General features: G+C 72.2%; 27 protein-coding genes. 11 read left to right on the top strand and 16 right to left on the bottom strand.

Annotated features, from left to right (window positions below; translation table 11 throughout):
- The first annotated feature begins 1 nt into the window (after position 1).
- From AB9M23_RS00225 to AB9M23_RS00205, 5 genes are read left to right on the top strand one after another with little or no spacing between them, the layout of a single operon-like run.
- A complete protein-coding gene (locus AB9M23_RS00225) occupies positions 2 to 370 on the top strand; it encodes a Na+/H+ antiporter subunit C (protein ID WP_372421489.1) in 369 nt (122 codons plus the stop codon).
- Positions 367 to 1,938, top strand: a complete 1,572-nt coding sequence (locus AB9M23_RS00220) for a monovalent cation/H+ antiporter subunit D (protein ID WP_372421487.1) — start codon at positions 367 to 369, stop codon at positions 1,936 to 1,938. Before AB9M23_RS00225 ends, AB9M23_RS00220 begins: the two co-directional genes overlap by 4 nt.
- Positions 1,938 to 2,426, top strand: a complete 489-nt coding sequence (locus AB9M23_RS00215; RefSeq protein ID WP_372421485.1) for a Na+/H+ antiporter subunit E — start codon at positions 1,938 to 1,940, stop codon at positions 2,424 to 2,426. The genes AB9M23_RS00220 and AB9M23_RS00215 overlap by 1 nt, the downstream gene beginning before the upstream one ends.
- Positions 2,423 to 2,692 carry a K+/H+ antiporter subunit F gene (locus tag AB9M23_RS00210; RefSeq protein WP_372421483.1) on the top strand — a complete coding sequence of 90 codons (270 nt, stop codon included), beginning with the start codon at positions 2,423 to 2,425 and terminating at the stop codon, positions 2,690 to 2,692. The genes AB9M23_RS00215 and AB9M23_RS00210 overlap by 4 nt, the downstream gene beginning before the upstream one ends.
- A gap of 7 nt (positions 2,693 to 2,699) precedes the next feature.
- Positions 2,700 to 3,122 (top strand): Na+/H+ antiporter subunit G, encoded by a 423-nt coding sequence (locus AB9M23_RS00205; RefSeq protein WP_372422580.1) that lies wholly within the window; start codon positions 2,700 to 2,702, stop codon positions 3,120 to 3,122.
- An 18-nt stretch (positions 3,123 to 3,140) separates the two neighbouring features.
- Here AB9M23_RS00205 and AB9M23_RS00200 read toward each other — a convergent pair whose 3' ends face one another.
- The 11 genes from AB9M23_RS00200 to AB9M23_RS00150 form a co-directional block, all read right to left on the bottom strand.
- On the bottom strand, positions 3,141 to 4,472 hold the full coding sequence (locus AB9M23_RS00200) for a M78 family metallopeptidase domain-containing protein (RefSeq protein WP_372421482.1): 1,332 nt from the start codon (positions 4,470 to 4,472) through the stop codon (positions 3,141 to 3,143).
- Positions 4,469 to 4,927 carry a hypothetical protein gene (locus tag AB9M23_RS00195; RefSeq protein ID WP_372421481.1) on the bottom strand — a complete coding sequence of 153 codons (459 nt, stop codon included), beginning with the start codon at positions 4,925 to 4,927 and terminating at the stop codon, positions 4,469 to 4,471. The genes AB9M23_RS00200 and AB9M23_RS00195 overlap by 4 nt, the downstream gene beginning before the upstream one ends.
- Positions 4,928 to 4,983: 56 nt before the next feature.
- The gene (murB, locus tag AB9M23_RS00190; RefSeq protein ID WP_372421480.1) at positions 4,984 to 5,910 is read right to left on the bottom strand and encodes a UDP-N-acetylmuramate dehydrogenase; all 927 of its coding nucleotides are present in this window, start codon (positions 5,908 to 5,910) and stop codon (positions 4,984 to 4,986) included.
- The gene (gene murC, locus AB9M23_RS00185) at positions 5,907 to 7,322 is read right to left on the bottom strand and encodes a UDP-N-acetylmuramate--L-alanine ligase (RefSeq protein ID WP_372421479.1); all 1,416 of its coding nucleotides are present in this window, start codon (positions 7,320 to 7,322) and stop codon (positions 5,907 to 5,909) included. Before murC ends, murB begins: the two co-directional genes overlap by 4 nt.
- Before the next feature lie 36 nt (positions 7,323 to 7,358).
- Positions 7,359 to 8,495, bottom strand: coding sequence for an undecaprenyldiphospho-muramoylpentapeptide beta-N-acetylglucosaminyltransferase (gene murG, locus AB9M23_RS00180; RefSeq protein WP_372421477.1), 1,137 nt, complete (start codon positions 8,493 to 8,495; stop codon positions 7,359 to 7,361).
- Positions 8,492 to 9,646, bottom strand: a complete 1,155-nt coding sequence (locus tag AB9M23_RS00175) for an FtsW/RodA/SpoVE family cell cycle protein (protein ID WP_372421475.1) — start codon at positions 9,644 to 9,646, stop codon at positions 8,492 to 8,494. Before AB9M23_RS00175 ends, murG begins: the two co-directional genes overlap by 4 nt.
- 104 nt (positions 9,647 to 9,750) lie before the next feature.
- Complete coding sequence (locus AB9M23_RS00170; RefSeq protein WP_372421474.1) at positions 9,751 to 10,530, bottom strand: SDR family oxidoreductase; 780 nt, start codon at positions 10,528 to 10,530, stop codon at positions 9,751 to 9,753.
- Positions 10,531 to 10,642: 112 nt separating this feature from the next.
- Positions 10,643 to 11,875 (bottom strand): Fic family protein, encoded by a 1,233-nt coding sequence (locus tag AB9M23_RS00165; RefSeq protein WP_372421472.1) that lies wholly within the window; start codon positions 11,873 to 11,875, stop codon positions 10,643 to 10,645.
- A 125-nt stretch (positions 11,876 to 12,000) separates the two neighbouring features.
- Positions 12,001 to 13,071: a metal-dependent hydrolase gene (locus tag AB9M23_RS00160; protein ID WP_372421470.1), complete on the bottom strand. Its 1,071-nt coding sequence runs from the start codon at positions 13,069 to 13,071 to the stop codon at positions 12,001 to 12,003.
- Between the two features lie 49 nt (positions 13,072 to 13,120).
- Positions 13,121 to 14,269 carry a PQQ-dependent sugar dehydrogenase gene (locus AB9M23_RS00155; RefSeq protein WP_372421468.1) on the bottom strand — a complete coding sequence of 383 codons (1,149 nt, stop codon included), beginning with the start codon at positions 14,267 to 14,269 and terminating at the stop codon, positions 13,121 to 13,123.
- 103 nt (positions 14,270 to 14,372) lie between these two features.
- Positions 14,373 to 14,696, bottom strand: coding sequence for a hypothetical protein (locus AB9M23_RS00150; RefSeq protein WP_372421466.1), 324 nt, complete (start codon positions 14,694 to 14,696; stop codon positions 14,373 to 14,375).
- Between the two features lie 680 nt (positions 14,697 to 15,376).
- Here AB9M23_RS00150 and AB9M23_RS00145 point away from each other — a divergent pair.
- Both AB9M23_RS00145 and AB9M23_RS00140 read left to right on the top strand, forming a co-directional pair.
- Positions 15,377 to 16,579 carry a pyridoxal phosphate-dependent aminotransferase gene (locus AB9M23_RS00145; RefSeq protein ID WP_372421464.1) on the top strand — a complete coding sequence of 401 codons (1,203 nt, stop codon included), beginning with the start codon at positions 15,377 to 15,379 and terminating at the stop codon, positions 16,577 to 16,579.
- Positions 16,580 to 16,584: 5 nt separating this feature from the next.
- Positions 16,585 to 17,298 (top strand): hypothetical protein, encoded by a 714-nt coding sequence (locus AB9M23_RS00140; RefSeq protein ID WP_372421462.1) that lies wholly within the window; start codon positions 16,585 to 16,587, stop codon positions 17,296 to 17,298.
- Positions 17,299 to 17,448: 150 nt separating this feature from the next.
- Here the strand turns inward: AB9M23_RS00140 and AB9M23_RS00135 are convergent, their stop codons facing one another.
- Both AB9M23_RS00135 and AB9M23_RS00130 read right to left on the bottom strand, forming a co-directional pair.
- Entirely contained in the window at positions 17,449 to 18,549 is a 1,101-nt protein-coding gene (locus AB9M23_RS00135; protein WP_372421461.1) for a quinone-dependent dihydroorotate dehydrogenase, read from the bottom strand.
- Entirely contained in the window at positions 18,546 to 18,926 is a 381-nt protein-coding gene (locus tag AB9M23_RS00130; RefSeq protein ID WP_372421459.1) for a DUF952 domain-containing protein, read from the bottom strand. The genes AB9M23_RS00135 and AB9M23_RS00130 overlap by 4 nt, the downstream gene beginning before the upstream one ends.
- A gap of 212 nt (positions 18,927 to 19,138) precedes the next feature.
- Here AB9M23_RS00130 and AB9M23_RS00125 point away from each other — a divergent pair, with 212 nt between their 5' ends.
- Together AB9M23_RS00125 and AB9M23_RS00120 are read left to right on the top strand one after the other, a co-directional pair.
- Positions 19,139 to 19,765 carry a S24 family peptidase gene (locus AB9M23_RS00125; protein WP_372421457.1) on the top strand — a complete coding sequence of 209 codons (627 nt, stop codon included), beginning with the start codon at positions 19,139 to 19,141 and terminating at the stop codon, positions 19,763 to 19,765.
- Positions 19,766 to 19,861: 96 nt separating this feature from the next.
- The gene (locus AB9M23_RS00120) at positions 19,862 to 20,554 is read left to right on the top strand and encodes a hypothetical protein (RefSeq protein WP_372421455.1); all 693 of its coding nucleotides are present in this window, start codon (positions 19,862 to 19,864) and stop codon (positions 20,552 to 20,554) included.
- A 21-nt stretch (positions 20,555 to 20,575) separates the two neighbouring features.
- On the opposite strand, the gene AB9M23_RS00115 is transcribed toward AB9M23_RS00120, so the two are convergent.
- A complete protein-coding gene (locus tag AB9M23_RS00115) occupies positions 20,576 to 22,201 on the bottom strand; it encodes a methyl-accepting chemotaxis protein (RefSeq protein WP_372421453.1) in 1,626 nt (541 codons plus the stop codon).
- Positions 22,202 to 22,581: 380 nt separating this feature from the next.
- Between AB9M23_RS00115 and AB9M23_RS00110 the strand changes: the two genes are divergently transcribed.
- Positions 22,582 to 23,511 (top strand): DMT family transporter, encoded by a 930-nt coding sequence (locus AB9M23_RS00110; protein WP_372421452.1) that lies wholly within the window; start codon positions 22,582 to 22,584, stop codon positions 23,509 to 23,511.
- Positions 23,508 to 24,737: a multidrug effflux MFS transporter gene (locus AB9M23_RS00105; protein ID WP_372421451.1), complete on the top strand. Its 1,230-nt coding sequence runs from the start codon at positions 23,508 to 23,510 to the stop codon at positions 24,735 to 24,737. The genes AB9M23_RS00110 and AB9M23_RS00105 overlap by 4 nt, the downstream gene beginning before the upstream one ends.
- Here the strand turns inward: AB9M23_RS00105 and AB9M23_RS00100 are convergent.
- Both AB9M23_RS00100 and AB9M23_RS00095 read right to left on the bottom strand, forming a co-directional pair.
- Complete coding sequence (locus AB9M23_RS00100; protein ID WP_372421450.1) at positions 24,724 to 24,930, bottom strand: hypothetical protein; 207 nt, start codon at positions 24,928 to 24,930, stop codon at positions 24,724 to 24,726. The two genes, AB9M23_RS00105 and AB9M23_RS00100, sit on opposite strands and share 14 nt — an antisense overlap.
- A gap of 9 nt (positions 24,931 to 24,939) precedes the next feature.
- Positions 24,940 to 25,176 (bottom strand): hypothetical protein, encoded by a 237-nt coding sequence (locus tag AB9M23_RS00095; RefSeq protein ID WP_372421449.1) that lies wholly within the window; start codon positions 25,174 to 25,176, stop codon positions 24,940 to 24,942.
- Between the last annotated feature and the right edge of the window lie 91 nt (positions 25,177 to 25,267).

Genomic DNA, 25,267 nt, shown 5'->3' with positions numbered 1-25,267 from the left:
GATGGAGCTTCTGCTCGCGAGCGGCATCGGCGTCCTGACGGCGGCGGGGATCTACCTCGTCTGCCGTGCGCAGACCTTCCCGGTCATCATCGGTCTCGCGTTCCTCACCTATGCCGTGAACGTCTTCCTGTTCGCCATGGGGCGGCTCACGATCGACGCGCCGCCGATCTACGACCCCGCGGTGAAGACCTACACCGACCCGCTGCCGCAGGCGCTGGTGCTCACCGCCATCGTCATCTCCTTCGGCATGACGGCGCTCATCGTGGTGCTGGCGCTGCGCGGCTTCCTCGAGAGCGGCGACGACGGCGTCGACGCGGGCACCGCGCCGGCGAGCGAGGGCGGCGAGAGCGAGGGCGGGCGCGCGTCATGAACCCGATGGACCACCTGATCATCGCGCCGATCCTGCTGCCGGCCTTCGTCGCGGCCTTCATCGTGCTCGCCCTTCGCGAGAACCTCGCCGCGCAGCGGATCGTCTCCTTCGTCGCCACCGCCGCGCTGCTCGCCGTCGGCATGTACCTGTTCGCGCTCTCCGGCGACGGGACGACGCGGCCGTACCTGCTCGGCAACTGGCCCGTACCCTACGGCATCATCCTGGTGCTCGATCGGCTCTCGGCGCTGATGGTGCTGCTCACGGGCTTCCTCGCGCTCGTGGTCGTGACCTACGCGTCGGGCGGCTGGGACGAGAAGGGCAAGCACTTCCACGCGCTCTTCCAGTTCCAGCTGATGGGCATCATGGGCGCCTTCCTCACGGGCGACGCCTTCAACCTGTTCGTCTTCTTCGAGGTGATGCTGATCGCCTCCTACGGGCTGATGCTGCACGGCGGCGGGCCGGCGCGGCTGAAGGCGGGCTTCCACTACGTGGCGATCAACCTCGTCGGCTCGACGCTCTTCCTGTTCGCGGTGGGCCTGATCTACGCCACCACCGGCACGCTCAACATGGCCGACATCGCCCGCAAGGCGAGCGAGGTCGCGGCGGGGGACGTGGCGCTGCTGCGGGTGGGCGCGTTGCTGCTGTTCCTCGTCTTCGCGCTGAAGTCCTCGCTCGCGCCGCTGCATTGGTGGCTGCCGACGACATACGGCGCGGCCTCGACGCCGGCGGTCGCCATCTTCGCCATCATGACCAAGGTCGGCGCGTACTCGATCATCCGCATGAACGCGATGGTGTTCGGCGGCGAGGCGGGCCCCGTCGCCTTCGTGGCCGAGCCGTGGATCATCCCCGCCGCGCTGGCGACGCTGGTGATCGGCGCGCTGGGCGTGCTCGCGACGCGCCGGCTCGTGGATCTCGTCGCCTTCTCGGTCGTGTGGTCGATGGGCTCGCTGCTCGTCGCGCTGGGCCTGTTCGACGTGGAGGGGCTCACCGCGGCGCTCTACTACGCCGTCCATTCGACGGTCGCGGCCGCCGTGCTCTTCCTCATCGCCGACATGGTGACGCGCCGCCGCGGCGCCTCCGGCGACAGCTTGCGCACCGCGCCGCCGATCGCGAACGACGCGCTCGTCTCGGGCCTCTTCTTCGTCGCGGCGATCGCCATGGCGGGGCTGCCGCCCTTCTCCGGCTTCATCGGCAAGCTGCTCATCCTCGACGCCGCCCGCGCCTCGGCCTGGGGGCCGTGGATCTGGACGCTCGTGCTCGCCACCTCGCTCGTCGTCGTGATCGGCTTCGCGCGGGCGGGCTCCACCGTGTTCTGGAAGGCGCAGGCCGTCGGCGGCGGGCTCGTCGCCGCCGCCCCGCCGCCGGAGCGGGGGTACGACACGCCCCGCGCCGAGACGCCGGCGATGCGCCTGTGCGTCTACGTCCTCCTGGCCGCGACGGCGCTCCTCGTCGTCCTCGCCGGCCCGGTCACCGAGGTGCTGGAGGCGACCGCGCGCCAAATCCTCGATCCGGCGGGCTACGTCGCCGCCGTGTTCGACCCCGCCGTCGTCCCGGAATGGAGCCGCTGATGTCGCGCATCCTGCCCCATCCCGTCCTGACGCTCGTCATCACCGGCGTCTGGCTGCTGCTCGTGAACGCCTTCTCGCTCGGCGCGCTGCTCATGGGCCTGATCATCGGCGTGCTCGTGCCGCTGTTCACCGGCCCCTATTGGCCCGGCCGCCCGCGCGTGCGCCATCCCGTCAAGATCGTGGCCTACATGGCCATCGTCCTGTGGGACATCGTCGTCTCGAACGTGCAGGTCGCCTATCTCGTGCTCTTCCGCCGCGGCGAGAGCCTGCGCTCGCGCTTCGTCACGGTGCCGCTGGAGCTCGAGACGCCCGAGGCGATCAGCGTGCTCGCCGGCACGATCACGATGACGCCGGGCACGGTGTCGGCGGACCTCTCCGCCTGCGGCCGGTCGCTCCTCGTCCATTGCCTCGAGACCGACGATCCGGAGGGGACGGTGGCGCAGATCAAGCAGCGCTACGAGCGGCGCCTCAAGGAGATCTTCGAATGATCGAGACCGCCGCCCTCGTCTGCATCGGAGCGATCGCCATCGCCATCGGCCTCAACGTCTATCGTCTGGCGCTGGGGCCGGACATCCTGGACCGGGTGCTCGCGCTGGACACGATGGTGATCAACGCCATCGCGCTCATCGTGATGATCGGCATCTGGTACGCGACCGACGTCTACTTCGAGGCGGCTCTGCTCGTCGCCATGGTCGGCTTCCTCTCGACCGTGGCGTTCTGCAAGTTCGTCCTGCGCGGCAACGTGATCGAGTGAGGAAATGATGGCATTCGTGATCGAGCTCCTGACCGCCGCGCTGCTCGTCGTCGGCGCCTTCTTCCTGCTCGTGGGCTCGATCGGGCTCGCCAAGCTGCCGGACATGATGCGCCGCCTGCACGGGCCGACCAAGGCGACGACGCTGGGCATCGGCGCGATCCTCGTCGCCTCGATGATCAACGCCTGGGCCGAGCGCGGCTTCCTGTCGCTGCACGAGCTGCTGATCACGATCTTCCTGTTCCTCGCGGCCCCGATCACCGCCTACATGATCGCCAAGGCCCACATCCTCCACGACCGCGAGACGGAGGAGGCGCTGCCGCCGACGGGCGTCGGGACGCCGTGGATGACGCTCGCGCCGCCGGAGGGTGGTCGGGAGGCGGAGGGCGGCGCCGAAGGGGGTGCGGGGAGCCCGGGTTCGCAGGGGGCCTGATCGCGCGAGTGACGCCGCTCACCAGCGCTGGCCGCCGCTCCTCTCCGCATCCGGGCCGCGGTTGCGCCATTGGTCGACGACGACCTGCTCGGAGACGCCGTAGTCGTCGGCCGCCGACTGGATGTCGTCCTCGTCGGGCGTGCGATCGTCGAACCGCTCGCGCAGGCCCGCGATGGGGCAGAGGAACTCGGCGGCGAAGGCGCGCTGTGCCTTCTGGCGGGCGGTCCGGGAGCGCGTCACCGGCAGGAGTTTGTCGCCAACCGAATACCTGCCCACATGGTCGCCGAGCATGCGCGCCAGCTCGAACCGGCGCGCATGCGGATGGCGGCGCGCAAGGACGACACGCAGATCGTCGGGGGACGCGTCGTCGCGCACCGCGACGCCGATCGGCGTCTTCTCTACGGACGCCGAGAGCAAGATCGCCTCGTCGAGCCCGAACACGGCCGCGAAGGCGTGATCGCGGAGCGGCCGGGCGCCGACGCCCAGCTTCCGGCGATACGATTCGGCCGTCCGATAGCCCAGGACCCACGGGCGCTCACCGGCGATCGGCCTCACATCCTCCTCGAAACGCTGAACAATACCCTTCTGAAACGACACGTGCGCGCTGGCCGATTCCACGGCGGCCAGCGCCTGTTCCGCCGCTGCCGCCAACTCGCCTCCTGAAGCGGCAGCGAGTTCGCGCATGGCCGCGCCACCAACATCCGAGGACAGGGCGAGCGCCTCCTCGATCACCTCCTCCGGCGCTTCGTCGGGATCGAAGCCCGCCATCGCCTCGAGGCGGCGATAATTCGTCGCCGCGGTATCGTGACGTTCCTCGAGGACTTCACGCCACAGCTGTACGAGGGGAGCATCTGAGCAGCCGACGGCGCAGAGGCGCTGAGTGACGGTCTCGAGGAGGCGGTCGATCGCATTCTCGAAGATCGTCGCCGGCACGACTTCTTCGAGATTGGTCAGGTAGCGCACCGTTCCGAACCGTGTCGTGGGCCGACCGACGACCCGGATCGACTCTCCATCCGAGTCGAACGTGAGGTTCGGCCAGGAATAGCCGAAACCGATCGCGGCCGTGCAGTGGGTCATCTGCCAGCCGAGGGAATCCGACTGCGGCTCCCAGCGCAAACGCCACCAATTCCCGGCCAACCAGGACGCGAAGAGGTTGGCGGAAACGCGGACGTGATCACGAACCGTGCGTGCGATGACATCCTCGACCTCGGTAGCGACGATCTCGCCGACGCGGATTTTCACGCTCGCGGCCGTCATGCGCTCGACCGGATCGTCATCGATCCGCTCGATCCATTCGGCATCGAGATCGAGCGACCCGGGTTGCTCGCGGGCATTCGGTCGCATGGTCATCCTTCCCCGCTGCCCGGCGCTGTCACCGGAGCACGCTCTCGCCACAGCTGGGCGAGCCGCCGCGCGAATGGATCGTCGGGATGGAGCGGATAGCCATGGTATGCGCCCGAATCCGGGTTCTCCAGGATAGCCTCCACCGCCGACCCGTCGGAGGTCATGCCCCAGATCTGCTTGGGAAAGCGCCCGCCGGCACCACGCGCTCGGCTCACGATCCCCCGCCGCGCCGCTTCCCTCAGCAACGCGGTCGCATCCGCGCGGCGGAAGACTCCGATATCGTCGCAGTGTCCCTTGTCGCTTCGAGGCCTGGATGGGGGATCGAGCGAGAAATCGCCGGGACTGCGCTTGAGTTCTGGATTACCCCCATAGGCGATCTGCGACGCCAGATCGTCGGCCGAGCCAGGTAGCAGTACTTCGAAAACACGGCTGGTTGCCGCGGGGCGCGATCGGGACTTCAACTCGTCCTCCCGTCAAAGGCACACGAGCGTCGCACGAGCTTTACACCCACGCAACCTCACCCCACCCCCACCCGCCGGATCTCCCACCGCAGTTCCACCCCGGACGTCTCCAGCACCCGCCGACGAACCTCCTCACCGAGCGCCTCGATGTCGGCCGCGCTCGCGCCGCCGTGGTTGATCAGGAAGTTGCAGTGCAGCTCGGAGACCTGGGCCGCGCCGCGCATGAGGCCGCGGCAGCCGGCGGCGTCGATCAGCTCCCAGGCCTTCGGCGCGCCACCGGGCCCGCCGGGGTTGGCGAAGGTGGAGCCGCCCGTGCGGGTGCTGACGGGCTGGGTCGCGGAGCGCTCGGCGGTGATCTCGGCCATCGCCGCGAGGATGGTCTGCGGGTCGCCGGGGCGGCCCTCGAAGGTCGCCCGCGTGAAGATCACGCCCTCGGGAACGTCGCAATGGCGATAGGAGAAGCCCATCTGCGCGTTCGAGAACGACACCGCGCTCCCCCGGCGGTCGAGCCCGCGCGCGCAGACGAGCACGTCCTTCACCTCGCCGCCGTAGGCGCCCGCGTTCATCGCGAGCGCGCCGCCGACGGCGCCGGGGATGCCGCGCAGGAAGGCGAGGCCGTCGATCCCCGCCTCCGCCGCCGCACGGGCGACCTTCACGTCGGCGGCGCCCGCGCCCGCCTCCACCCGCATCCCGTCGACCGAGATCGCGGAGAAGCCCTTGGCGAGCCGCACCAGCACGCCCGGCAGGCCCCCGTCGCGCACGAGCAGGTTCGAGCCGAGCCCGACCACGGTGACCGGCACGTCGCCCGAAAGCCCCTCCAGGAGATGCGCGAGATCCGCCTCGTCGGCGGGCGTGAACAGGACCTGCGCCGGGCCGCCGGCGCGAAACCACGTCAGCGGCGCCGTCGGCGCGTTGGCGACGAGCGCACCGCGCAGGGACGGCGCGGCCGCGCGGATCTCACCCGTGATGTCGGGGAAGCTCACGCGATCCTCGCACCGAGGGCGGCGAGGGCGGCGGGGAGCGCGTTCGCCCATTGCGTGATCGTGCCCGCGCCGAGGCACACGACGAAGTCCTCGGGTCCGGCGATCTCGGCGACGATCCGCGGCAGGTCGTCCGGCCCCTCGAGCGCGATCGCCCGGCGATGACCCCGCGCCTTGAGGCCCGAGACGAGCGCGTCCCGGTCCGCGCCCTCGATCGGCGTCTCGCCGGCGGCGTAGACCGGCGCGACGATCACCGCGTCCGCGTCGTTGAAGCAGGTGCAGAAGGCGTCGAAGAGCGCGTGCAGGCGGGTGTAGCGGTGCGGCTGCACCACGGCGATCACCTTGCCCGTGGTCGACGCGCGCGCCGCCTGGAGCACGGCGGCGATCTCCACCGGGTGGTGGCCGTAATCGTCGAAGATCGTGGCGCCGTTCCAGGTGCCCACCCGCGTGAAGCGCCGCTTCACGCCGCCGAAGCGGGCGAGCGAGGCGCGGATCGTGTCGCCCGGCACGCCGAGCTCGTGCGCCACCGCGAGCGCGGCGGTCGCGTTGAGCGCGTTGTGCAGGCCCGGCATCGGCATGACGACGTCGTCGACGACGCAGGCGGAGCCGTTCTTGCGGTCGCGGATCAGCACGTTGAAGCGCCCCTGCCCGCCCGACAGGTCGAGGTCGAGCAGCCGCACGTCCGCCTGCGGGTTCTGCCCGTAGGTGACGATGCGCCGGTCCTCGATGCGTCCCACCAGGTCCTGCACCACGGGATGGTCTGTGCACATCACCGCGAAGCCGTAGAAGGGGATGTTCTCGATGAAGGAGCGGAACGCCGCCTTGATCGCATCGAAGCTGCCGAAATGGTCGAGGTGCTCCGGATCGATATTGGTGACGATGGCGTAGTCCGCCGGCAGCTTGAGGAAGGTGCCGTCGGATTCGTCCGCCTCCACCACCATCCAGTCGCCCTTGCCCATGCGGGCGTTGGTGCCGTAGGCGTTGATGATGCCGCCATTGATCACGGTGGGATCGAAGCCGCCGCCGTCGAGCAGCGTCGCGACGAGGGAGGTCGTGGTCGTCTTGCCGTGGGTGCCGGCGATGGCGACGCAGGTCTTCAGCCGCATCAGCTCCGCCAGCATCTCGGCGCGGCGCACCACGGGAAGCCGCGCCTCGCGGGCGGCCTTGAGCTCGGGGTTGTCGCGCTTGATCGCGGTGGAGACCACGACCACCTCCGCCTCGCCCAGGTGGCCGGCGTCGTGGCCGACATGGACGGTGACGCCCTTCTCGCGCAGGCGCTGGACGTTGGCGCTCTCGCCCGCGTCGGAGCCCTGCACGGTGTAGCCGAGGTTCGCCATCACCTCGGCGATGCCGGACATGCCGATGCCGCCGATGCCGATGAAGTGGATGGGGCCGAGCTTCGGAGGCAGCTTCATGAGAGGGTCTCGGGTTCGCGTGTGCGGAGGTGAGGCTCAGGCGCTCGCCACGGGGGCATAGCGTGCCGGGTCGATGCCCGCCAGCCCCAGCACGGCGGCGGCCAGGCGCTCGGCGGCGTCGGTGCGCCCGGCGCCCTTGGCCGCGAGCGCGGCCTTGGTGAGGCGCTCGGGGTTGTCGAAGCGGGCGACGAGCTCCGCGGCGAGACGCTCCGGGGTGAAGTCGGTTTGCGGCAGCATGAGGGCGGCGCCGATGTCGGCGAGCGTGCGGGCGTTGGCCGCCTGGTCCTGGTCGAGCGCCCCGGGCAGCGGCACCAGGATCGACGGCCGGCCGATCGCCGCGAGCTCGGCCACCGTCGAGGCGCCGGAGCGGGCGATGACGAGATGCGCGTCCGCGATGCGCTGGGGAAGGTCGCCGAAGAACGGGCGCACCTCGGCCTGCGCGTCGAGCGCGCGATAGGTCGAGACGACGCGCGGGAGGTCCTCCTCCCGGGCCTGCTGGGTGATCACGAGCCGTGCCAGGTATTCCGGCGGCAGCTTCGCCACCGCCTCGGGCACGACGTCGGACATCACCTTCGCACCCTGGCTGCCGCCGAAGACGAGGACGCGCAGCTTCGCGCCCTTGTGCGCCGGCGGATAGAGCGTGCGCGCGGCCTCGATCACCGTCTGCCGGACGGGGTTGCCGGTGTGGACGATCTGCGCGCGCACCCCGCGCGGCAGCCCGCGCACGTCCGGGAAGCCGGTGGCGATCATCGAGACGCGCCGCGCCAGGAAGCGATTGGCCCGCCCGATCACCCCGTTCTGCTCGTGGATCGCCCGCGGCACGCCGAGCGTCCAGGCGGCGACGAGGGGCGGCACGGTCGGGTAGCCGCCGAAGCCGACGACGACCGCGGGATCGAGCCGCCTGATCAGCGCGCGCGAGGCGACGACGCCTCGCCAGAGCTGGCCGACGGCCTCGATCGTCCCGGGCAGGGACCGCCGCGAGGGCGTCGCGGAGGGCACGGACACCACGCGCTCGGCGGGGAACTTCTCCGCCAGCGCGCCGACGCGTTCGTCCGTGACGAGGACGACGCGCAGGCCGAGCCGGCGCAGGACGTGGGCGAGCGCCTCGGCCGGGAACAGGTGCCCGCCCGTGCCGCCCGCCGAGATCAGGATCAGCGGCGCGCGCCCGGTCATGCGGGGCGCTCCACCAGCGCCCCGCCATACGCCTCCGTGCGCGCGCCGCCGGCGGCGGGGCGCCGGCGGGTGAGCGCGATCAGGAAACCCGTGGCGAGCGCGAGCGAGAGGAGCGACGAGCCGCCGTAGGAGATGAACGGCAGGGTCATGCCTTTGGCAGGGACGAGATGCAGGTTCACCATCATGTTGATGGACGCCTGCAGCCCGAACATCAAGACGAGGCCGGCCACCGCCATCCGGCAGAAGGCGTCCTGCGAGCGGTGGGCGAGCAGCATCCCGCGCAGCACGATGAAGGCGTAGACGCACACGATCGCCAGGCATACGGCGATGCCGAACTCCTCCGCCGTGACCGCGAAGATGAAGTCCGTGTGCGCGTCCGGCAGGATGCGCTTGACGGTCCCCTCGCCGGGCCCGCGGCCGAGCCAGCCGCCCGAGGCGAAGGACTGCAGGGCGGTTTCGACCTGGAAGCTCTCCGACGCGTCGCCGGAGAGGAACCGCTCGATGCGGGCGCGCACGTGCGGCAGCAGCTCGTAGGCGGCGAAGATGCCCACCGCCCCGGCGCCCCCGAGCCCGATCACCCAGATCCAGTGCAGGCCCGCGATGAAGAACAGGCAGGCCCAGACCACGGTGACGAGCATCGTCTGGCCGAAGTCCGGCTGGAGGATCAGCGGCACGATGGTGACGGGCAGGAGCAGGATCGCGATCGGCGTGCCCGGCATGTCGGAGCGCGCCTTCTCCGAGAAGGCCCAGGCGGCGAGGATCACGAAGGCGGGCTTGAGGAACTCGGAGGGCTGGAGGCCGAACGGCCCGAGGTAGATCCAGCGGTGCGCGCCCTTGATCTCGGGGCCGAACTCGAGCGCCGCCAGCACGAGGCCGAGCGAGCCCACGTAGACCGCGAGCGCGACCCGGCGCACGAGCCGCGGCGTGAGGAACGACACCGCGAGCATCAGCAGCACCGCGGGCGCGAGGAAGATCGCCTGGCGGTTGACGAAGTGGAACGTGTCGAGGCCGAGCCTCTGTGCCACCGGCGGCCCGCCCGCCATCAGCAGCACGACGCCCGACGTCATCAGGACGCCGAACGCCACGACGAGCGCCTTGTCGATCGTCCACCACCAGTCGCCGACGAGCGACCGTTCCGCGCGCGAGACCATGGTTCTCGAGGCTCCCCGGGTCCGGATGTTCGACCCACCACCGCCAGAGTGTGGTGAACGCCCGGTTAAGGGAGCCTTATCGATCGACGCGCGGACGCGCGCCGTCAGACCGAGCGGATCGCCCCGCCGTCGACCCGCATCAGCGAGCCCGTGACGTAGGCCGCGGGGACGGAGGCGAGGAAGGCGACGACCGCGCCGAACTCGGAGACGTCGCCGTAGCGCGCCGCCGGGATGGTGGCGAGCGCCGCCGCCTCGACCTCCTCGGACGTCTTGCCGAGGCGCTTCGCGTTGGCCGCGTCGAGCTCCGCCGTGCGATCGGTGCGGATGCGCCCGGGCAGCACGACGTTGACGGTGACCCCGTCCTTCGCGACCTCCGAGGAGAGCGTCTTCGACCAGCCGACGATCGCCGAGCGCAGCGTGTTGGACATCGCGAGGTTCGGGATCGGCTGGATCACGCCCGACGAGGCGATCGTCAGGATGCGCCCGAAGCCACGCTGGCGCATGCCCGGCAGGCACAGCGCGGCGAGCCGCAGCACGGGCTTGACCATGCTCTCGAAATACGGCGTCCAGTCCGCGTCCGCCACGTCGACCGCCATGCGGGCGGGCGGACCGCCGGTGTTGGCGACGAGGATGTCGATCCCGCCCATGGCGCGCTCCGCCTGCGCGAAGATCTCGTCCGCCTGCGTCGTCAGGTCCGCGGCGAAGGCGTGGGCGGTGCCGCCGGCGGCCTCGATCGCCTGCTTGGTCGCCTCGAGCTTGTCGCCGCTGCGCGCGGTCATGAACACCTCGACGCCCTCGCGCGCCAGCGCTTCGGCGCAGGCGCGGCCCAGCCCGCGGCTCGAGGAGAGGACGAGGGCGCGCTTGCCGGTGATCCCGAGATCCATGAGATGTCCTTTCGGATGATGCCTGTCGTGACCCCGCATAGCACCGCCGCACGCCGGGGTGGAAGCACCACGCCCGCGAAGACGGGTTGCGGGCCGCGTCGCAGCCGCGGGCTCAGCGCCGTCCGCCGATCACCGGCGGCTCGGGCGCGTCAATGGCGCCGTCCGCGAACAGGCCCGGGAACAGGCGATCCCTGTAGTCGAGCGGGAAGGCGATCCGCAGGGGTCCCTTCGGCGTCGCCGATCTGAGGAAGCCCTGCGCCACCAGGGCCGAGACGGTGGTGCGCGCCGTCCGCTCGGGGGCCTTGAGGACGATGTGCACCTTCCCGCGCTCCAGCTCCCCGAAACGGAGCACCGCCGACGCGAGCTCCTCGGCACGCGCGTCGAAGCCGAGATCGCGTAGGAGCCGCCGGTAGCGCTCCTCCAGCGTATCGAGCCTGAACGCCGCACCCGTGAAGCGGATCTGGTCGAGCATCACCGCGAGGAACCACTCGCAGAAGTCCTTCAGTGCGGCCTCGGAGAGATTGCCGCGCCCGTCGAGATCGCCGCGACGGGGGCTGTCGGCATGATCCATCATGCGCTTGTACTCGCCGCGGTCGACGAGCCCCCTGGCGAGCCCGCGCGAGATCGACCAGAGGCCCGCCCCGCCGATCCCGGCTCGTAGAGTCATGGCGTGGGCCATCAAGCGGCTCACGCGGCCGTTGCCGTCGACGAACGGGTGGACGTAGTTCAGCCGATGATGGGCGGTCGCGATGGCGATGATGCGCATGCTCGGCCACCGCTCGGCAGCGGCGAACCGGCGCTCGAAATGCGCCATGAAATCCACGACCCGGCTTGAGGACGGGGGCATGTGGCGGCCGACCTCGACGTCCTCCTCGGCCTCGGAGCGGAACCGGCCCGGCACGATCGGGAGAACGCGTCCGCCGGGGCCTCGCGTGCTGCGGAACTCGACCGGCATCTCCTCGTAGAAGCGTCGGTGAATCCAGGCGATCGTCGCGATCGACGTCGGCGACCCGAGGGTGCCGGCGGCATGCGCCGCGTCGATCTCGCGATGGACGATGACGTGCGCGCGCGCCTCCAAGGCCAGGGGACGACGCTCCGGGTCGAGCTCCGCTCCCGCGAGGGCGCGCTCGATGTCCTTCGGGCGGGTGTCGTGCCCCTCGATCAGGTTCGAGTAGTAGCAGTTCATCACCCGCACGAACTCGGCGAGCTCCGCAGCCGCATCCGGATGCAGGCCCCGCCCGAGCGCCGCGGCCTCGCTCTGGATCTCGCTCGCGAGGTCCGCCAGCACCCGCGGTACGGACTCCTCGAAGAAGCAGGGCTCGATCCGGGCGGGAGTCTCGATCATTTCCTGCCGATCTCGTTCTTGGTCCAACTCCAAGTTTATGAACGACATTTCGCCGGTGCAAGGCCGGTCCTGCCGATCTCGGCCGCCGATCTTCCCAGCCCTCGCGCCGCCCCCTTCGCCCTGCATCAGAACAGCCGCGTCTGCCCGCCGAAGCTCGCGCGCAGGAGGTCGCCCAGGTCCCCGAGGTCGGCCCCGCGGGGCACCATGTACCGCTCGGCCGCGCCCTCGACGATCGTGCCGTCGCGGATCGGCCATTCGACGCCCCACATGCCGCCGAGCGTGCCGTTGGGGAAGCCGTAGCGGGCGTCGCCGATGCGCAGCATCTCCGTGCCGCCGCGCTCCACGATGTGCGGGTGGAGCGTGCCGGTGGCGAAGCGGCGGTAGCGGCGGCCCTGCTCGGTGGCGAGCGCCGCCTCGGCGAGGCGCTCGGCGCGCGGGTCCTTCGGCAGCGCCGTCCAGCGGATCGGGCGATCGGGTGCGAAGACCGAGACGAAGCCGACGTGGCGCGCCTCGTCCTCGAGCGTCGTCACCCGTCGCAGCCAGGGCGTGAGGAAGGTCGTCGTCACCCGCACCTCGGCGGGCGTGCGCTCGCGCAGCGCCGGGTCCGCGAGCGCGATCGCCTCCGCCCGCCCGTTCGCCCACAGGCCGAGCCCCGCGTAGAGCGTCGTCAGAACGAGCGCGCCGACGCTCGCCCGTTGCGCGCCCCGGCTCCGCCAGCCGAGAAGCCCCGCGACGAGGAGCGCGACGAGGAGCGGCAGCGTGTAGACCGGGTCGATGATCGGCAGCGCCGGCAGCGCGAAACGCAGGTTCGTGAACGGAGCGAGGAGCTGCGTGCCGTAGATCGTCGCGGTGTCGAGCAGCGGATGCGTCACCAGCGCGCCGACCCACACCGCGATCCACGGCGCGAGGAGCCCCTCCGTCGGCTTCCCGCGCCGCGCGCGCGCCCGCTCGTGGAGCCGTGCGGACGCCCAGCCGAGCGCGGTCCCCACCACCGGGCCGAAGAACAGCGAATGCGTCACGCCGCGGTGGAGCTCCCAGTAGGCGATCGAATCGCGTCCCCAGCCCGACCAGATCACGTCGAGATCCGGGATCAGGCCGCCGAGCGCCCCGGCGGCGGCGGCGAGTCCGCCCAGGCGACGGCCGGCGACGGCGTGCCCGACGGCGGCGCCGAGCGCGATCTGCGAGACGGGATCCATGCGGTGGGGGTGCTCCGGGGGAGAGGACGGTCGCGGCGAGCGGGATCTATCAGCCGGCCTCGGCCGGCGCCAGGCGCAGGAGCGCGCCCCGATCGTCGTCCACGAGGAGGTAGAGCGCACCGTCGGGGCCGGTCGTCACGGCGCGGATGCGCAGGCCGAGGGGGATGATCTCCTCGGAGACGATGCGCCCGCCCTCGACGTCCAGCCGCGCCAGCGCCTGGCCGGAGAGCGCGCCGACCACGAGGTCGCCGCGCCAGCCGGGGATCAGGTCGCCGTCGTAGAACGTGATGCCCGACGGCGAGAACGAGGGCACCCAGCCCCACAGCGGCGGCTCGAGCGACGTGTTCGTCATGTGGTCGGGAATGGGGATGCCGCTGTACTGGCTCCCGTCCGAGACGAGCGGCCAGCCGAAATTGGCGCCCGGCGCGGGCGCGTTGATCTCGTCGCCACCGCGCGGACCCATCTCGGCGGTGAGGAGCCGGCCGGTTCCGGGCTCGAGCGCCGCGCCCTGCGGGTTGCGGTGCCCGTACGACCAGATCTCCGGGCGCGCGTCGGCGCGGCCGAGGAAGGGGTTTCCCGAGAACGGCGTACCGTCGCGGGCGAGGCGAACGACCTTGCCGTGGTGCTGCGTCAGGTCCTGCGCGCTCTCGTCCGCGCCGCGATCGCCCAGCGTCACGAACAGGCTCTCTCCGTCCGGCGCCACGACGACGCGCGAGCCGAAATGGCGGCCGCCCGAGAGCGCGGGCTCGGCGCGGAACAGGATCTCGACGTTCTCGAGCGCCCCGAGGCTCTCGTCGAGCCGCGCGCGGGCGAGCGAGGTCGCGGCCCCGCCGTCGCGGGCCTCGGCGAAGGTCAGGTAGATCTCGCGGCTCGCGGCGAAGTCCGGCGCGAGCGTCACGTCGAGGAGGCCGCCCTGGCCGATGTCGGCGACCGCGGGCACGCCCGCGAGCGGCGGCGACACCCCGCCGTCGGCGCGCACGTGGCGCAGCCGGCCCGGCCGCTCGGTGACGAGGAAGCCGCCCTCCGGCAGCGCCGCGATCCCCCAGGGGTGGACGAGGCCCTGCGCCAGGGTCTCGAGCCGCATCGGCCCCGCCGAGGTCTCCAGACGGTCCTGTGCCACGGCGGGCGCGGCGACGAGAGCGCACAGCGAGAGCACCGCGGCGGCGGCGCGCGTCGAGCGGCGGGCGGGGATCGGCATCGGAGGACCTCGTCGGGCGGGGTGACGTCTCGGGACGAGATCTAAGGCGTGCGCGGCCCGGCGCAATCCGGCGGGCGCGATCACGAGCGCGCGAGCGGCGCCTTCAGTACGCGGACTCGCTGGCGCGCAGGCTCAGCCCGAAGAAGCCGCCGAGGTCTTCGGCCACGGGGCCGACATGCGCGGCGCCGAGCACGGCGAGGGTCGCCGCGACGATCAACAAGGCGAGGACCAGGGTCGAGCGCGCGTCCCCGCGGATCTTCATCGACGTGATGAGCCGCGCTGCGCGGAACCCCGGCCAGACCGGATCGGCCCGCCGCACCTGCGCATCGAGGTCCTGCGCCTCGACGTCCTGCGCCTCGACGTCCTGCGGCTCCCCCTGGAGCACGCCGCCGGGTATGCCTCGTTCGTCACGCCTGATCGTCGCCATGACGTCCCCCGCCTTCGGTCGTCTCGACCCGACACCTCGTCGCCCGGGAGTCCCGGCGCGGCACCGACGCCACCACTTGTCTTGCGGATTGTTAATCTGCGCCGGCCCGCCCGCAAGCGGTCGCGGGGTCGGCGCGAGCGGAGGACGGGCGCCCGCGGCACGACCGTCTCGGGTCTACTACGTAGATTTTCACGATACGCGCCGATCGGCTATTTACATTCGCCCCGGGGATAATCGATTTAGATCAAGTTCGACTTCCTCAGGTAATCGCCGAATAGTTTCGTATTCGCTGCGAAACTATAGCCTGGAACAAGATCTACGCCCCGAAACCCGCCTGTTCGACCAATCTAGGCGGCTCGCGATGCGGAATTCGCCGACGCGCGACCGCGTTGGAACGGCAGAACGCCGCTATACGGATTTCCCGTACGCATCGCCGCCGCGAAAAGGAGATGCGACATTTCGCCTCAGAGGGCCGATTCCGCGGCTTCCGACCGCACGCGAGGGTGGACGGGCCCGCCCGGATCGTGCAGCCGACGCGAATCACCCACCATCGCATCCGCGCCCGGCGCGCCGGGCACGGCGCACGCACGCGTTCCCCTTGCCTGCGCGGGGGGCCGGCTCTACCGTCCTCGCCGCCGCCCGGCCAGCCGTCTCGAACGCTACTCCAGGAGTTGCCACCCATGGGCTTTCTGTCCGACGCCCTAACACGCATCAAGCCGTCGGCGACGATCGTCGTCACGCAGAAGGCGCGTGACCTGCGCGCGTCCGGGCGCGACGTGATCAGCCTGTCGGTGGGCGAGCCGGACTTCGACACGCCCGACAACATCAAGGAGGCGGCGATCGCCGCGATCCGCCGCGGCGAGACCAAGTATCCGCCGGTCTCCGGCATTCCCGCCCTGCGGGAGGCGATCGCGAAGAAGTTCGCCCGCGAGAACGGGCTCACCTACGAGCCGAAACAGACGATCGTCGGCACCGGCGGCAAGCAGGTGATCTACAACGCGCTGCTCGCCACCCTGAACCCCGGCGACGAGGTGATCGTGCCCCGGCCCTATTGGGTCTCCTATCCCGAGATGGTGTCGCTGTGCGGCGGCACGCCGGTCTTCGTCGAGACGACGCTCGAGACCGGCTTCAAGCTCCAGCCCGCCGACCTCGAGGCGGTAATCGGGCCGCGCACGAAGTGGCTCCTCCTCAACTCGCCGTCGAATCCGTCCGGCGCCGGCTATTCCCGCGCCGAGATGAAGGCGCTCACGGACGTGCTGATGAAGCATCCCCACGTGTGGGTGCTCACCGACGACATGTACGAGCACCTCGTCTACGGCGACTTCACCTTCGTGACGCCGGCGCAGGTGGAGCCCGGCCTCTACGAGCGCACGCTGACCATGAACGGCGTCTCGAAGTCCTACGCCATGACCGGCTGGCGCATCGGCTACGCCGCGGGTCCCGAGCACCTGATCAAGGCGATGGACTTCGTCCAGGGCCAGCAGACCTCCGGCGCGGCGACGATCTCGCAATGGGCCGCCGTCGAGGCGCTGAACGGGCCGCAGGACCACCTCGAGACCTTCCGCAAGGCGTTCGAGGCACGCCGTGACCTCGTCGTCTCCATGCTCAACCAGACGAGCCTGCTCGAATGCCCGGTGCCGGAGGGCGCCTTCTACGTCTTCCCGTCCTGCCGAAGGGCGATCGGGATGACGGCGCCGTCCGGCAAGGTGATCGAGACCGACGAGGACTTCGTCACCGAGTTGCTCGAGACGGAGGGCGTCGCCGCCGTGCACGGCTCGGCCTTCGGGCTCGGCCCGAACTTCCGCATCTCCTACGCCACGTCGAACGCGCTGCTCGAGGACGCGTGCGGGCGCATCCAGCGCTTCTGCAACAGCCTCTCGTGACGACGATGGCGGTCGAGACCCGCGCCCCGCTCGACGGCCCCGTCGCCGGCGACGACGGCGCGGCGCGCACGGTGCTCGCGCTGCTGCCGCTCGCGCTCGCGGCGCTCTGCGCGCTCGCGGCGGGGCTCGGTGGCGTGCATGCGCGCGGGCTGATCGGCACCCCGCTCGAGCCCTTCGCCTTCGGCTACTTCGTCGAGCGCTTCCCGCTCGCGCCCTTCCTCGTGGTCTACGCCGTCGCGCGCCTCGTGCTGCTGGCGCTGATCCCGCCGGGGCCGAGCCGCTTCCTGCGGCTCGCGCTGCTGCCGATCGCGCTCGCGCTGGTGCTCGCCGCCAGCCTCTGGCCCACCTTCGGGGGGCTCGTGATCCGCGCGGCCTGGTTCACCGGCGGGATGGCCTTCCTGCAGGGCACGCCGCTCGCCATCGCCTATCCGGTCGGCGCGCTCGTCTCGGCCGGCGTCTTCGCCGCCGCGGTGGGTCTCGCCGCCTGGATCGCCCGCGCCCGGGCGACGCTCGGGCTGCGCGCGGCGCTCGGCGGCCTCGCCCGCCTGCTGGCGCTCTGGTTCGCGGCCCTCGTCGTCGCCGCGCCCGCCGCGCTCGGGATGCCGCTCGGCGGCTGGCCGACCTGGCCGCTCGACCCGCTGGAGAGCCTCGCCGCGACCGCCCTCGTCGCCCTCGCACTGGCGCCGCACGCGGCGCTGGTCGCGCGATCGGGGCGATGAGCCGACGACGCACAGCCCGCTCCCGCCCCCTCGGGGCGGGGGCGGGGTCGTCGCCGAGGCGCCTGCCGGCGCACCCCCTCCGTCTCGTCGCCTCCGGCGCCGATCCACCTCCCCCGAGGGGGGAGGAGCCGCTCGCGCTCACATGGACCCCTACGAAGAGGGGGACGTCGTGTCGGCCAGCTCCGCCGCGCGGCGGCCGACGACGGGTGCGAGGCTCGTCAGGCCCTCGGCGGCGAGCCGTTCCAGGAGTCCCCGCTTGATGTCGGGGACGAGCCCCGGACCCTCGTAGATCAGCGCCGTGTAGAGCTGCACGAGGCTCGCGCCGGCCTCGATCTTCGTCCAGGCGGCGGCCGCCGAATCGACCCCGCCGACGCCGACGAGCGGCACCGCGTCGCCGACGCGCAGCCGCACCTGCGCGAGCACCCGCGTCGAGAGCGCGAAGAGCGGGCGCCCCGACAGCCCCCCGGCCTCGCCGGCGAGCCGCGTCTCGCGCAGGCTCGGCGGGCGCGCGATCGTGGTGTTGGAGACGACGAGCCCGTCGATGCCCCGGGCGAGCGCCGTCGCGGTGATCGCGTCGAGCGCGTCCTCGGCGAGATCGGGGGCGATCTTGAGGAGCAGGCGCGTGCGCGAGCCGCGGGCCTCGTCGGCCCGGTCGCGGGCCTCTACGGCGCGGGCGAGCAGGCCGTCGAGGAAGGCCTCGCCCTGGAGGTCGCGCAGCCCCGCGGTGTTGGGCGAGGAGACGTTGATGGTGAGGAACTCCGCGAGCCCGGCGAGCCCGGCGACGAGGGTCGCATAGTCGGCGATCCGGTCGGTGCTCTCCTTGTTGGCGCCGAGGTTGACGCCGACGATGCCCGGACGCCCCCGACGGCGCTCGAGCCGCGCGCGGCAGCCGGCGAGGCCGTCGGAATTGAGCCCGAAGCGGTTGATCACCGCCCCGTCGTCGGCGAGCCGGAACACCCGCGGGCGCGGGTTGCCGTCCTGCGGGCGCGGCGTCACGCCGCCGAGCTCGACGAAGCCGAAGCCGAGCCCGAGCAGCCGGTCGGGCACCTCGCACTGCTTGTCGTAGCCGGCCGCGAGCCCGACGGGATTGGGGAAGGCGAGGCCGAAGGCGTCCACCGCGAGCCGCGGGTCGTCCGGCGCGGGGCGCAGCGGCGGCGCGGCGGCGAGGCTGCGGATCGTCAGCGCGTGCGCCGCCTCCGGGTCGAGCCGGTGAAGCAGAGGCCGAAGGACCGGGAAGGCGCCCCGGATCATGCGGGCGCGCCCGGCAGGAGGCCCGCGAAGTCGTGCGCGCCGTCCACCGAGGTCGGGATCGGGGCGACGGAGCGGACCGCGTCGAGCGGCAGCGGGCCGTAGAGGTGCGGGAAGAGGTCGCCTCCCCGGGAGGGCTCGAAGACCAGCGCGGGGCCGAGCGCCCGCACGTCGACCGCCACGAGCAGCAGGTCGTCCAGACCGGCGAAGTGCCGCCGCGCCGTCTCGCGTACCTGCGCCGCCGTGGAGAAGTGGATGAAGCCGTCGGCGACGTCGACCGGCGCGCCGACGAAGACGCCCGCGGCGCGCGCCTCCTCCCACAGCGCCCGAGGTGCGATCTTGTAGACGAGCTCGGTTCCGGTCGGGTCGGCGGCTGCCATGGAGGATCTCCGGACGTGTCGCGCGCGAGGGGCGGCGTCGGTCTACGCCGCGCCGGCGCGCACGGCAAGCCGAGGGGCGGCGGCCATGCGGCGGCCGCCCGGGCGCAGATGGGCGGCGCGCCCATGGAACCGCTCCCGACCCGGGCATTTGTCGAGTACCCCCGGCTGATTTCCTAGGTTGGGCTCATGGTCACATGTACGAAGGAGTGCCCATGCTGACGCATGGACGGATCTGGACGGCGATCGATCGGCTCGCGGAGCGCTACGGCCTGACCGCCTCGGGCCTGGCGCGGCGCGCCGGGCTCGACGCGACGAGCTTCAACCGCTCCAAGCGCGTGAGCCCCGACGGCCGCGAGCGCTGGCCCTCGACCGAATCGATCGCCAAGGTGCTGAACGCCACCGGCGCGAGCCTCGACGAGTTCGTGAGCCTGATCGAGCCGGCGGAGGCCGCGCGCGGCGCCACCGTCCCGCTGGTCGGCTGGAAGGACGCCGGCGCGCGGCCGCACTTCGCGCCGGACGGCATGCCGTCGGGCGCGCACTGGAGCGAGATCGAGTTCCCCGACCTCGGCGCCGAGCGGGTCTTCGCGGTCGAAGTGGCCGGAAGCGCCCACGCGCCGATCTACCGCGACGGCGACGTGCTGATCGTCGCGCCCGGCGCCGGCGTGCGCAAGGGCGACCGGGTTCTGGTGCGCGACGCGAGCGGGGCCGTCAGCGCCCGCGAACTCGTGCGGCGCACGGTGCGCACCCTCGAGCTCAAGGGGCTCGGCGACGACGGCGACCGGAGCCTGCCGCTCGCGGAGACGGAATACGTCGCTAGAATCATATGGTGTCGTCAATAAAATAATTTTGACGAATGGTGTTGATAGATCGTGAATAATGTTTGACCGGACGTATCGCATCGTCCATTCTCGCGCCGTGGTCGTGAGGGAAACCCGATGAGCCAGCAAAGCCTGACGGATTACATCGTCGTCTTCGATCCCGCGGCGGGCGAGATCGGGCAGGCGGAGTTCGAGGCGCGCCTGTGCGCGCTGCTCGAGGTGCCGCTCGACGCGCTCGACGAGGCGATCCTCGCGCGTCCCGCGGCGCGGCTGGTGCGTGCGCTCCACGAGCCCGGGGAGGGCGCGCGGCGCCTGCGCGAGCGGCTGCGCATCCTCGAGCGCCGGGCGACGGGGCTCGCCGTCGCGCAGACGCTGGCGCGGATCGAGGTGGGCGGCGCGAGCCGCCCGGCGGCCGTGCTGCGGTCGGCCCTCCTCGCCAACGCCTCGCTCGAGCCGATCGGCGACGACGAGCGGCTCGTCGCCGAGATCGGAGCGGCGCGCGAGGAGATCCTGGCGCTCTGGCCGACGGCCTTCGACGCGGTGGCGCGCTGGGGCACGATCGACCAGCGCGCCGCCTGGTCGATCGGCATCGGCTCGACGGTCTACGGCATGCTCGCCCAGGCGCTCGGCCGCACGGCGGAGGACCGGATCGGGCGGGAGGAGTTCGTGGCGACGTGCCCGCGCCTGATCGCCCTGTGGCCGCTCACGCCCCAGTCTCTCGAGGCGCTGCACGCGCTCATCGGCATCGTGCGGGCCGCCGCCGCCGGCGAGCGACGCGGGCCGGCGATCCGGATCTCGAAGGTCGAGTGAGCCGAACCCCGCGGCCCCGCCTCAGTGCTTGTAGGCCGTGCGGAAGCCACCCCAGTGCCGACCCGCGACGCGGATCGGTGCATCCACCTCGCGCATCATCACGAGCTTGCCGCCGCCCATGTCGCGCGAGTAGGCCTGGATCAGGAACGGCCGGGTCGAGCGCGCGGCGGCGATGCCGGCGCGGTCGTCGAAGATGCGCCGGTCGCGGCAATGGGCGGCGTTCCAGACCGGGTCGTCGGGGCGCTGCGGCTGCGAGTAGATCGCGTTGTGCACCGGGATGTAGCCGTTCCGGTCGATCGCGAGGCAGAAGGCCATGCGCGGGTCGCTCGCCAGCAGCGGCTCCATGATGCCGGGCAGGATCCGCGACAGGATCGGCCGCGCGGCGGTTTCCCATTGCTGCGGATTGGTGTCCGGAATCGGGCGGTAGTCCACGTCGAACAGCGCCTCGCGGCCGAGCACGCCGGAGGCGAGCGCGCCCTCCATCGCCGCGACGACGCGGGCCGCGGCGTCCTGCGCGCGCTCGATGAGCGGGCGGTATTCCCGCTCGATGGCGCCGATCGCCGCCCCGATGCGCTCGCGCACCGCCGGCTCCGGCGTCTCGAAGGCGCAGTGGATACCCATCGCGCTGATGCCGGCGACCCGCGCGGGAACGGCGCCGATGCCCTCGATGTCGAGGGAGATGCGCGCGTCCTGCGTGAGCCCGTGGCGGGCGGGCGTGGCGACGAGGGCGCCACCCAGCGACAGGTCGACCGTCTTCGTCACGGCGTCGAGGCCCGCCCCGGAGAGCCGGGCGCGGCGCTCGACGGGGAAGCGGTCGTGCGCGCGGCGCTCGCCGATCTCGCTCTGGCGCACCACCGCGACGAAGCGGCGGGCGAGGCCCTTGGCGCCGCTCTCGGCGCGGGCGGACTCGGCCCGTGCCGCCTCGGCGCGCACCGCCGCCTCGGCCGCGGCGGCCTCGATGCCGCGCGCCCGCTCGCCGACCTCGCCGACCCGGGCCGAGGCCTCGCCGGCGCGGGCGGCGGCCTCCTCGATGGCGCGGTTCTGCTCGCCGACGGTCTCGCGCACCGTGCGGAACACCGGCTGCACGGCCTCGATCGCCTGGGCGACGCGCTCCACCGCCGTGATCGAGGCGTCCGCGCTGTCGCGCAGGGCGTCGATGCGGGTGCGGATGTCGCCCGCCGCGTTGCCGGTCTCGACCGAGAGCGACTTCACTTCCGCCGCGACGACGGCGAAGCCCCGCCCGGCCTTGCCGGCGCGGGCGGCCTCGATCGTGGCGTTGAGGGCGAGCAGGTTCGTCTGGCGCGCCACGGCGGAGATCGTGTCGACGATGGAGACGATCTCGCGGGTCGCCTGCGAGAGCGCGCCGATCAGCCCGTTGGCCTCGCGGGCGAAGCCGACGGCGTCGCCGATGCGCCCGTCGGCGTCGCCGACCGCGCCGTCGATCGTCGCGACCGTGCCGGCCAGCCGCTCGGTGACGGCGGCCAGCGCGCGGGTCTCCTCGCCGGCGGCGTCGCTCGCGCCGGCGAAGCCGTGCATCTCCTCGCCGATGCGCGCGAGGCCGTCCTTGGCGGCGCTGGCGGCGGCGCTCGCGGCCTCGATCGCCGAGCCGACGCCGTCGATGGCGCGCATGACGTCGGCCTCGAGCACGTCGACGATCTCGCCGTCGAGGCCGGCGGTTGCCGGGGCGGCTGCGAGCGGGGCGTGCGCATCGGACGGAGCGCCCGGGCGGGCGTCTTCCGCTTCTCGTGCGTGCGGGGCAGGCGCGGGGGAGGACGCCTTGAGGAATCCGAGCACACTGATCTCCTCGTGATTACGCTGCGAGAGTTTGGAGCCATTTCGTTAAGGCGTGCCTAACTCCCCATGCGAGCTTGGCACGCACGAACAACGGGCGCTCACCGCTCCCGTGACGGGACACCAAGCCCGGAACGGCGCCATTCCGGGCTGCGGGAGGGTCGACGGGCGCGCGGTAAGCCTCTAGTTCCATGCGTCGGGTGCGCGCCGCACCCTCCCGCCACGGACCCCGTCCCTTGCTCGCCTCGGCCACATCAGCGGAGAACCGCGCCGGCATCCTCGCGATGCTCGTCGGCATGGCGCTGTTCGTCGTCAACGACGCGATGATGAAGCTCGCCTCGGCGCATTTCCCGACGGGGCAGATGCTGTTGGTGCGCGGCGTCTTCGCGACGGCGGCGGTGCTCGCGATCGTGTTCGCGCTGGGCGAGGCGCGCAAGCTCGGCAGGCTCGCGCAGCCCTTCGTCGCGGCGCGCGCGCTGATCGAGGCGGTGATCTCGTTCCTCTTCATCACGGCGCTCGCCCGCGCCCCGCTCGCCGACCTCACGGCGATCCTGCAGGCCACGCCGATCATCGTGACGCTGCTCCTCGTCGTGCTCGGGCTGGAGCGCGTGGGCTGGCGGCGCTGGGTCGCCATCCTCGTCGGCTTCGCCGGCGTGCTGCTGATCGTGCGGCCGGGCACCGTCGCCTTCGACGTGAACGCGATGCTCGCCCTCGCCGCCGCCGTCCTCGTGGCCGTGCGCGACCTGATCACGCGCCTCATCCACGCAGACACCCCCTCGATCGTCGTCGTGCTGGGCACGACGGTGACCGTGGGGGTCGTCGGGCCGCTCATCGGCGGGGCGCTCGGCGAGAGCTGGCAGCCGGTCCTGCGCGCCGAAACGCTGCTCCTGGTCGTCGCGGCCGTGCTCTACGGCTGCGGCAACATGGCCGTCGTCATGGCGTTCCGGAAGGCGGACGTCTCCGCCGTCTCGCCCTTCCGCTACGCCTCCGTCGTGTTCGCGCTCGCGATCGGCTTCTCCGTCTTCGGAGAGTTCCCGGACGCGATCGCGCTCGCGGGCTTCGCCCTCGTCGTGGGCGCGGGCCTCTACGCCTGGCACCGCGAGCGCATCCGCCGCCACGCCGCCCTCGGCCAGACGGCCCGCGGGCGGGAGGAGAGCGGGTCATGAGGCCGCGGACGCACGCGACGTCGCATCCCCGACGCCCGCCGCTCGCGATCCTCGTCGCGATTTCGGCGCTCCAGCCGTTCGCGCTCAACGTGCTGGCCCCGGCGACGCCGGGCCTGTCGCGAGCGCTTTCGGTGGACTACGCCACCGTCCAGCTGACGCTGACGATCTACCTCGTCGCGGTCGCGGCGACGCAGCTCTTCGTCGGCCCGATCTCGGACCGGATCGGCCGGCGCCCCTGCATCCTCGCCGGCGCGGCGCTGTTCCTCGTCGGCTCGATCATGGGCGCGGTCGCGACGGGCATCGAGACGCTGATCCTGGCGCGCGCCATCCAGGCGGCGGGCGGCGGCACCTGCTTCGCGCTCGCCCGCGCGGTCGTGCGCGACACCGCATCGAAGGACGAGAGCGCGAGCCTGATCGGCTACATCACCATGGCGATGGTGGTCTCGCCGATGGTCGCCCCGCTCTTCGGCGGCTTCCTCGACGAGCGTTTCGGCTGGCGGGCGATCTTCGTGGCGACCGCGATCCTGGCGGCGGGTGTAGGGGTCGCGATCGTGCTTCTGCTCGGCGAGACGGCGCCGCGCACCGCCTCCTCCTCGATCGTGACGACGCTGCGGGGCTTCCCGCGGCTCCTCGCCGACCGGCTGTTCCTGGCCCACACCTTCGCGCTCGCCTTCACGTCAGCGGCGTTCTTCGGCTTCATCGCCGGCGCGCCCTACGTCGTCGTGGAGACCATGGGCCGCTCCGCGGACGTCTACGGCGCGTATTTCATCCTCAGCGCCGGCGGCTACATGGCGGGCAACTTCCTCACCGGGCGCTACGGCAGGCGCATCGGCACGGATCGGATGATCCTCGTGGGAACGTTCTGCTCGGTCCTCTCGACCGCGCTCGCCCTCGCCTTCGCGCTGGCCGGCCCGCCGCTCGGGGTGCCCTGGACGCCGGCCGCGCTGTTCCTGCCGCTCACCCTCAACGCGGTGGCGAACGGGCTGTCGATACCGAGCGCCACCGCCGCCGCGCTCTCGGTGCGGCCGGATCTCGCGGGGACGGCGGCGGGGCTCGCCGGCTCGGCGCAGCTCGGCACCGGCGCGCTCGCGGCGCTCGTCGTCGGCGACCTCGTCACGCGCTGGCCGCCGGCGCTCGTCGTGGTGATGCTCGGAGCGACCGTGGTGGGCTTCGCCGCGGCGGTCGCGGCGCGGCGGATCGAGGCGGGGCGGCTCACCCGCGCTTGAGGCCCGCCTTGCCGCGGGCGTTGATCATCGGCTCGAGCTGGTTGGAATCCTGCGGATCCGTGTCCTGCGGGAACTGCTCGGTGGCGAGCCCCTCGCGCGGCTCGGTCGCCTCCCGCTCCGCAAGCGCCCGATCCGGGCCGGGCGACTTCGCCTTGGCGGGGTCGACCGACTTGACCATGTCCTTGTTGGTCATCGCACGCTCCTAGCGGTAGCAGACGTCCCGGCCGTAGAGCGGGTCGAACTCGCACACGACCTCCCCGCGCGGGGCCGGGGCCACGCCGGCCGCCGCGGCGCCGCCGACGACGGCGCCCGTCGCATCCCGGCCGTAGGGCGAGCAGGCGCCGAGCGTGGCCGCGAGGAGTCCGGCGGCGGCGAACGGGGCGAGGCGGCGCACGTGGGGACGGATGGGCATGACGAGAGCCGTCGATCCGAACGTCATCGGGGGGAACTCCTGCGAGTTTCGATGGGTGCGCACGTCGACACGCGCGCGTTCGCGAGCTTCGGAAACGTGCCCATCACGCACCCGGTTC

The sequence above is a fragment of the Salinarimonas chemoclinalis genome (genome assembly GCF_041514305.1).
In the GTDB taxonomy this organism is placed as follows: domain Bacteria; phylum Pseudomonadota; class Alphaproteobacteria; order Rhizobiales; family Beijerinckiaceae; genus Salinarimonas; species Salinarimonas chemoclinalis.
This window is presented reverse-complemented; position numbering and strand designations above follow the sequence as displayed.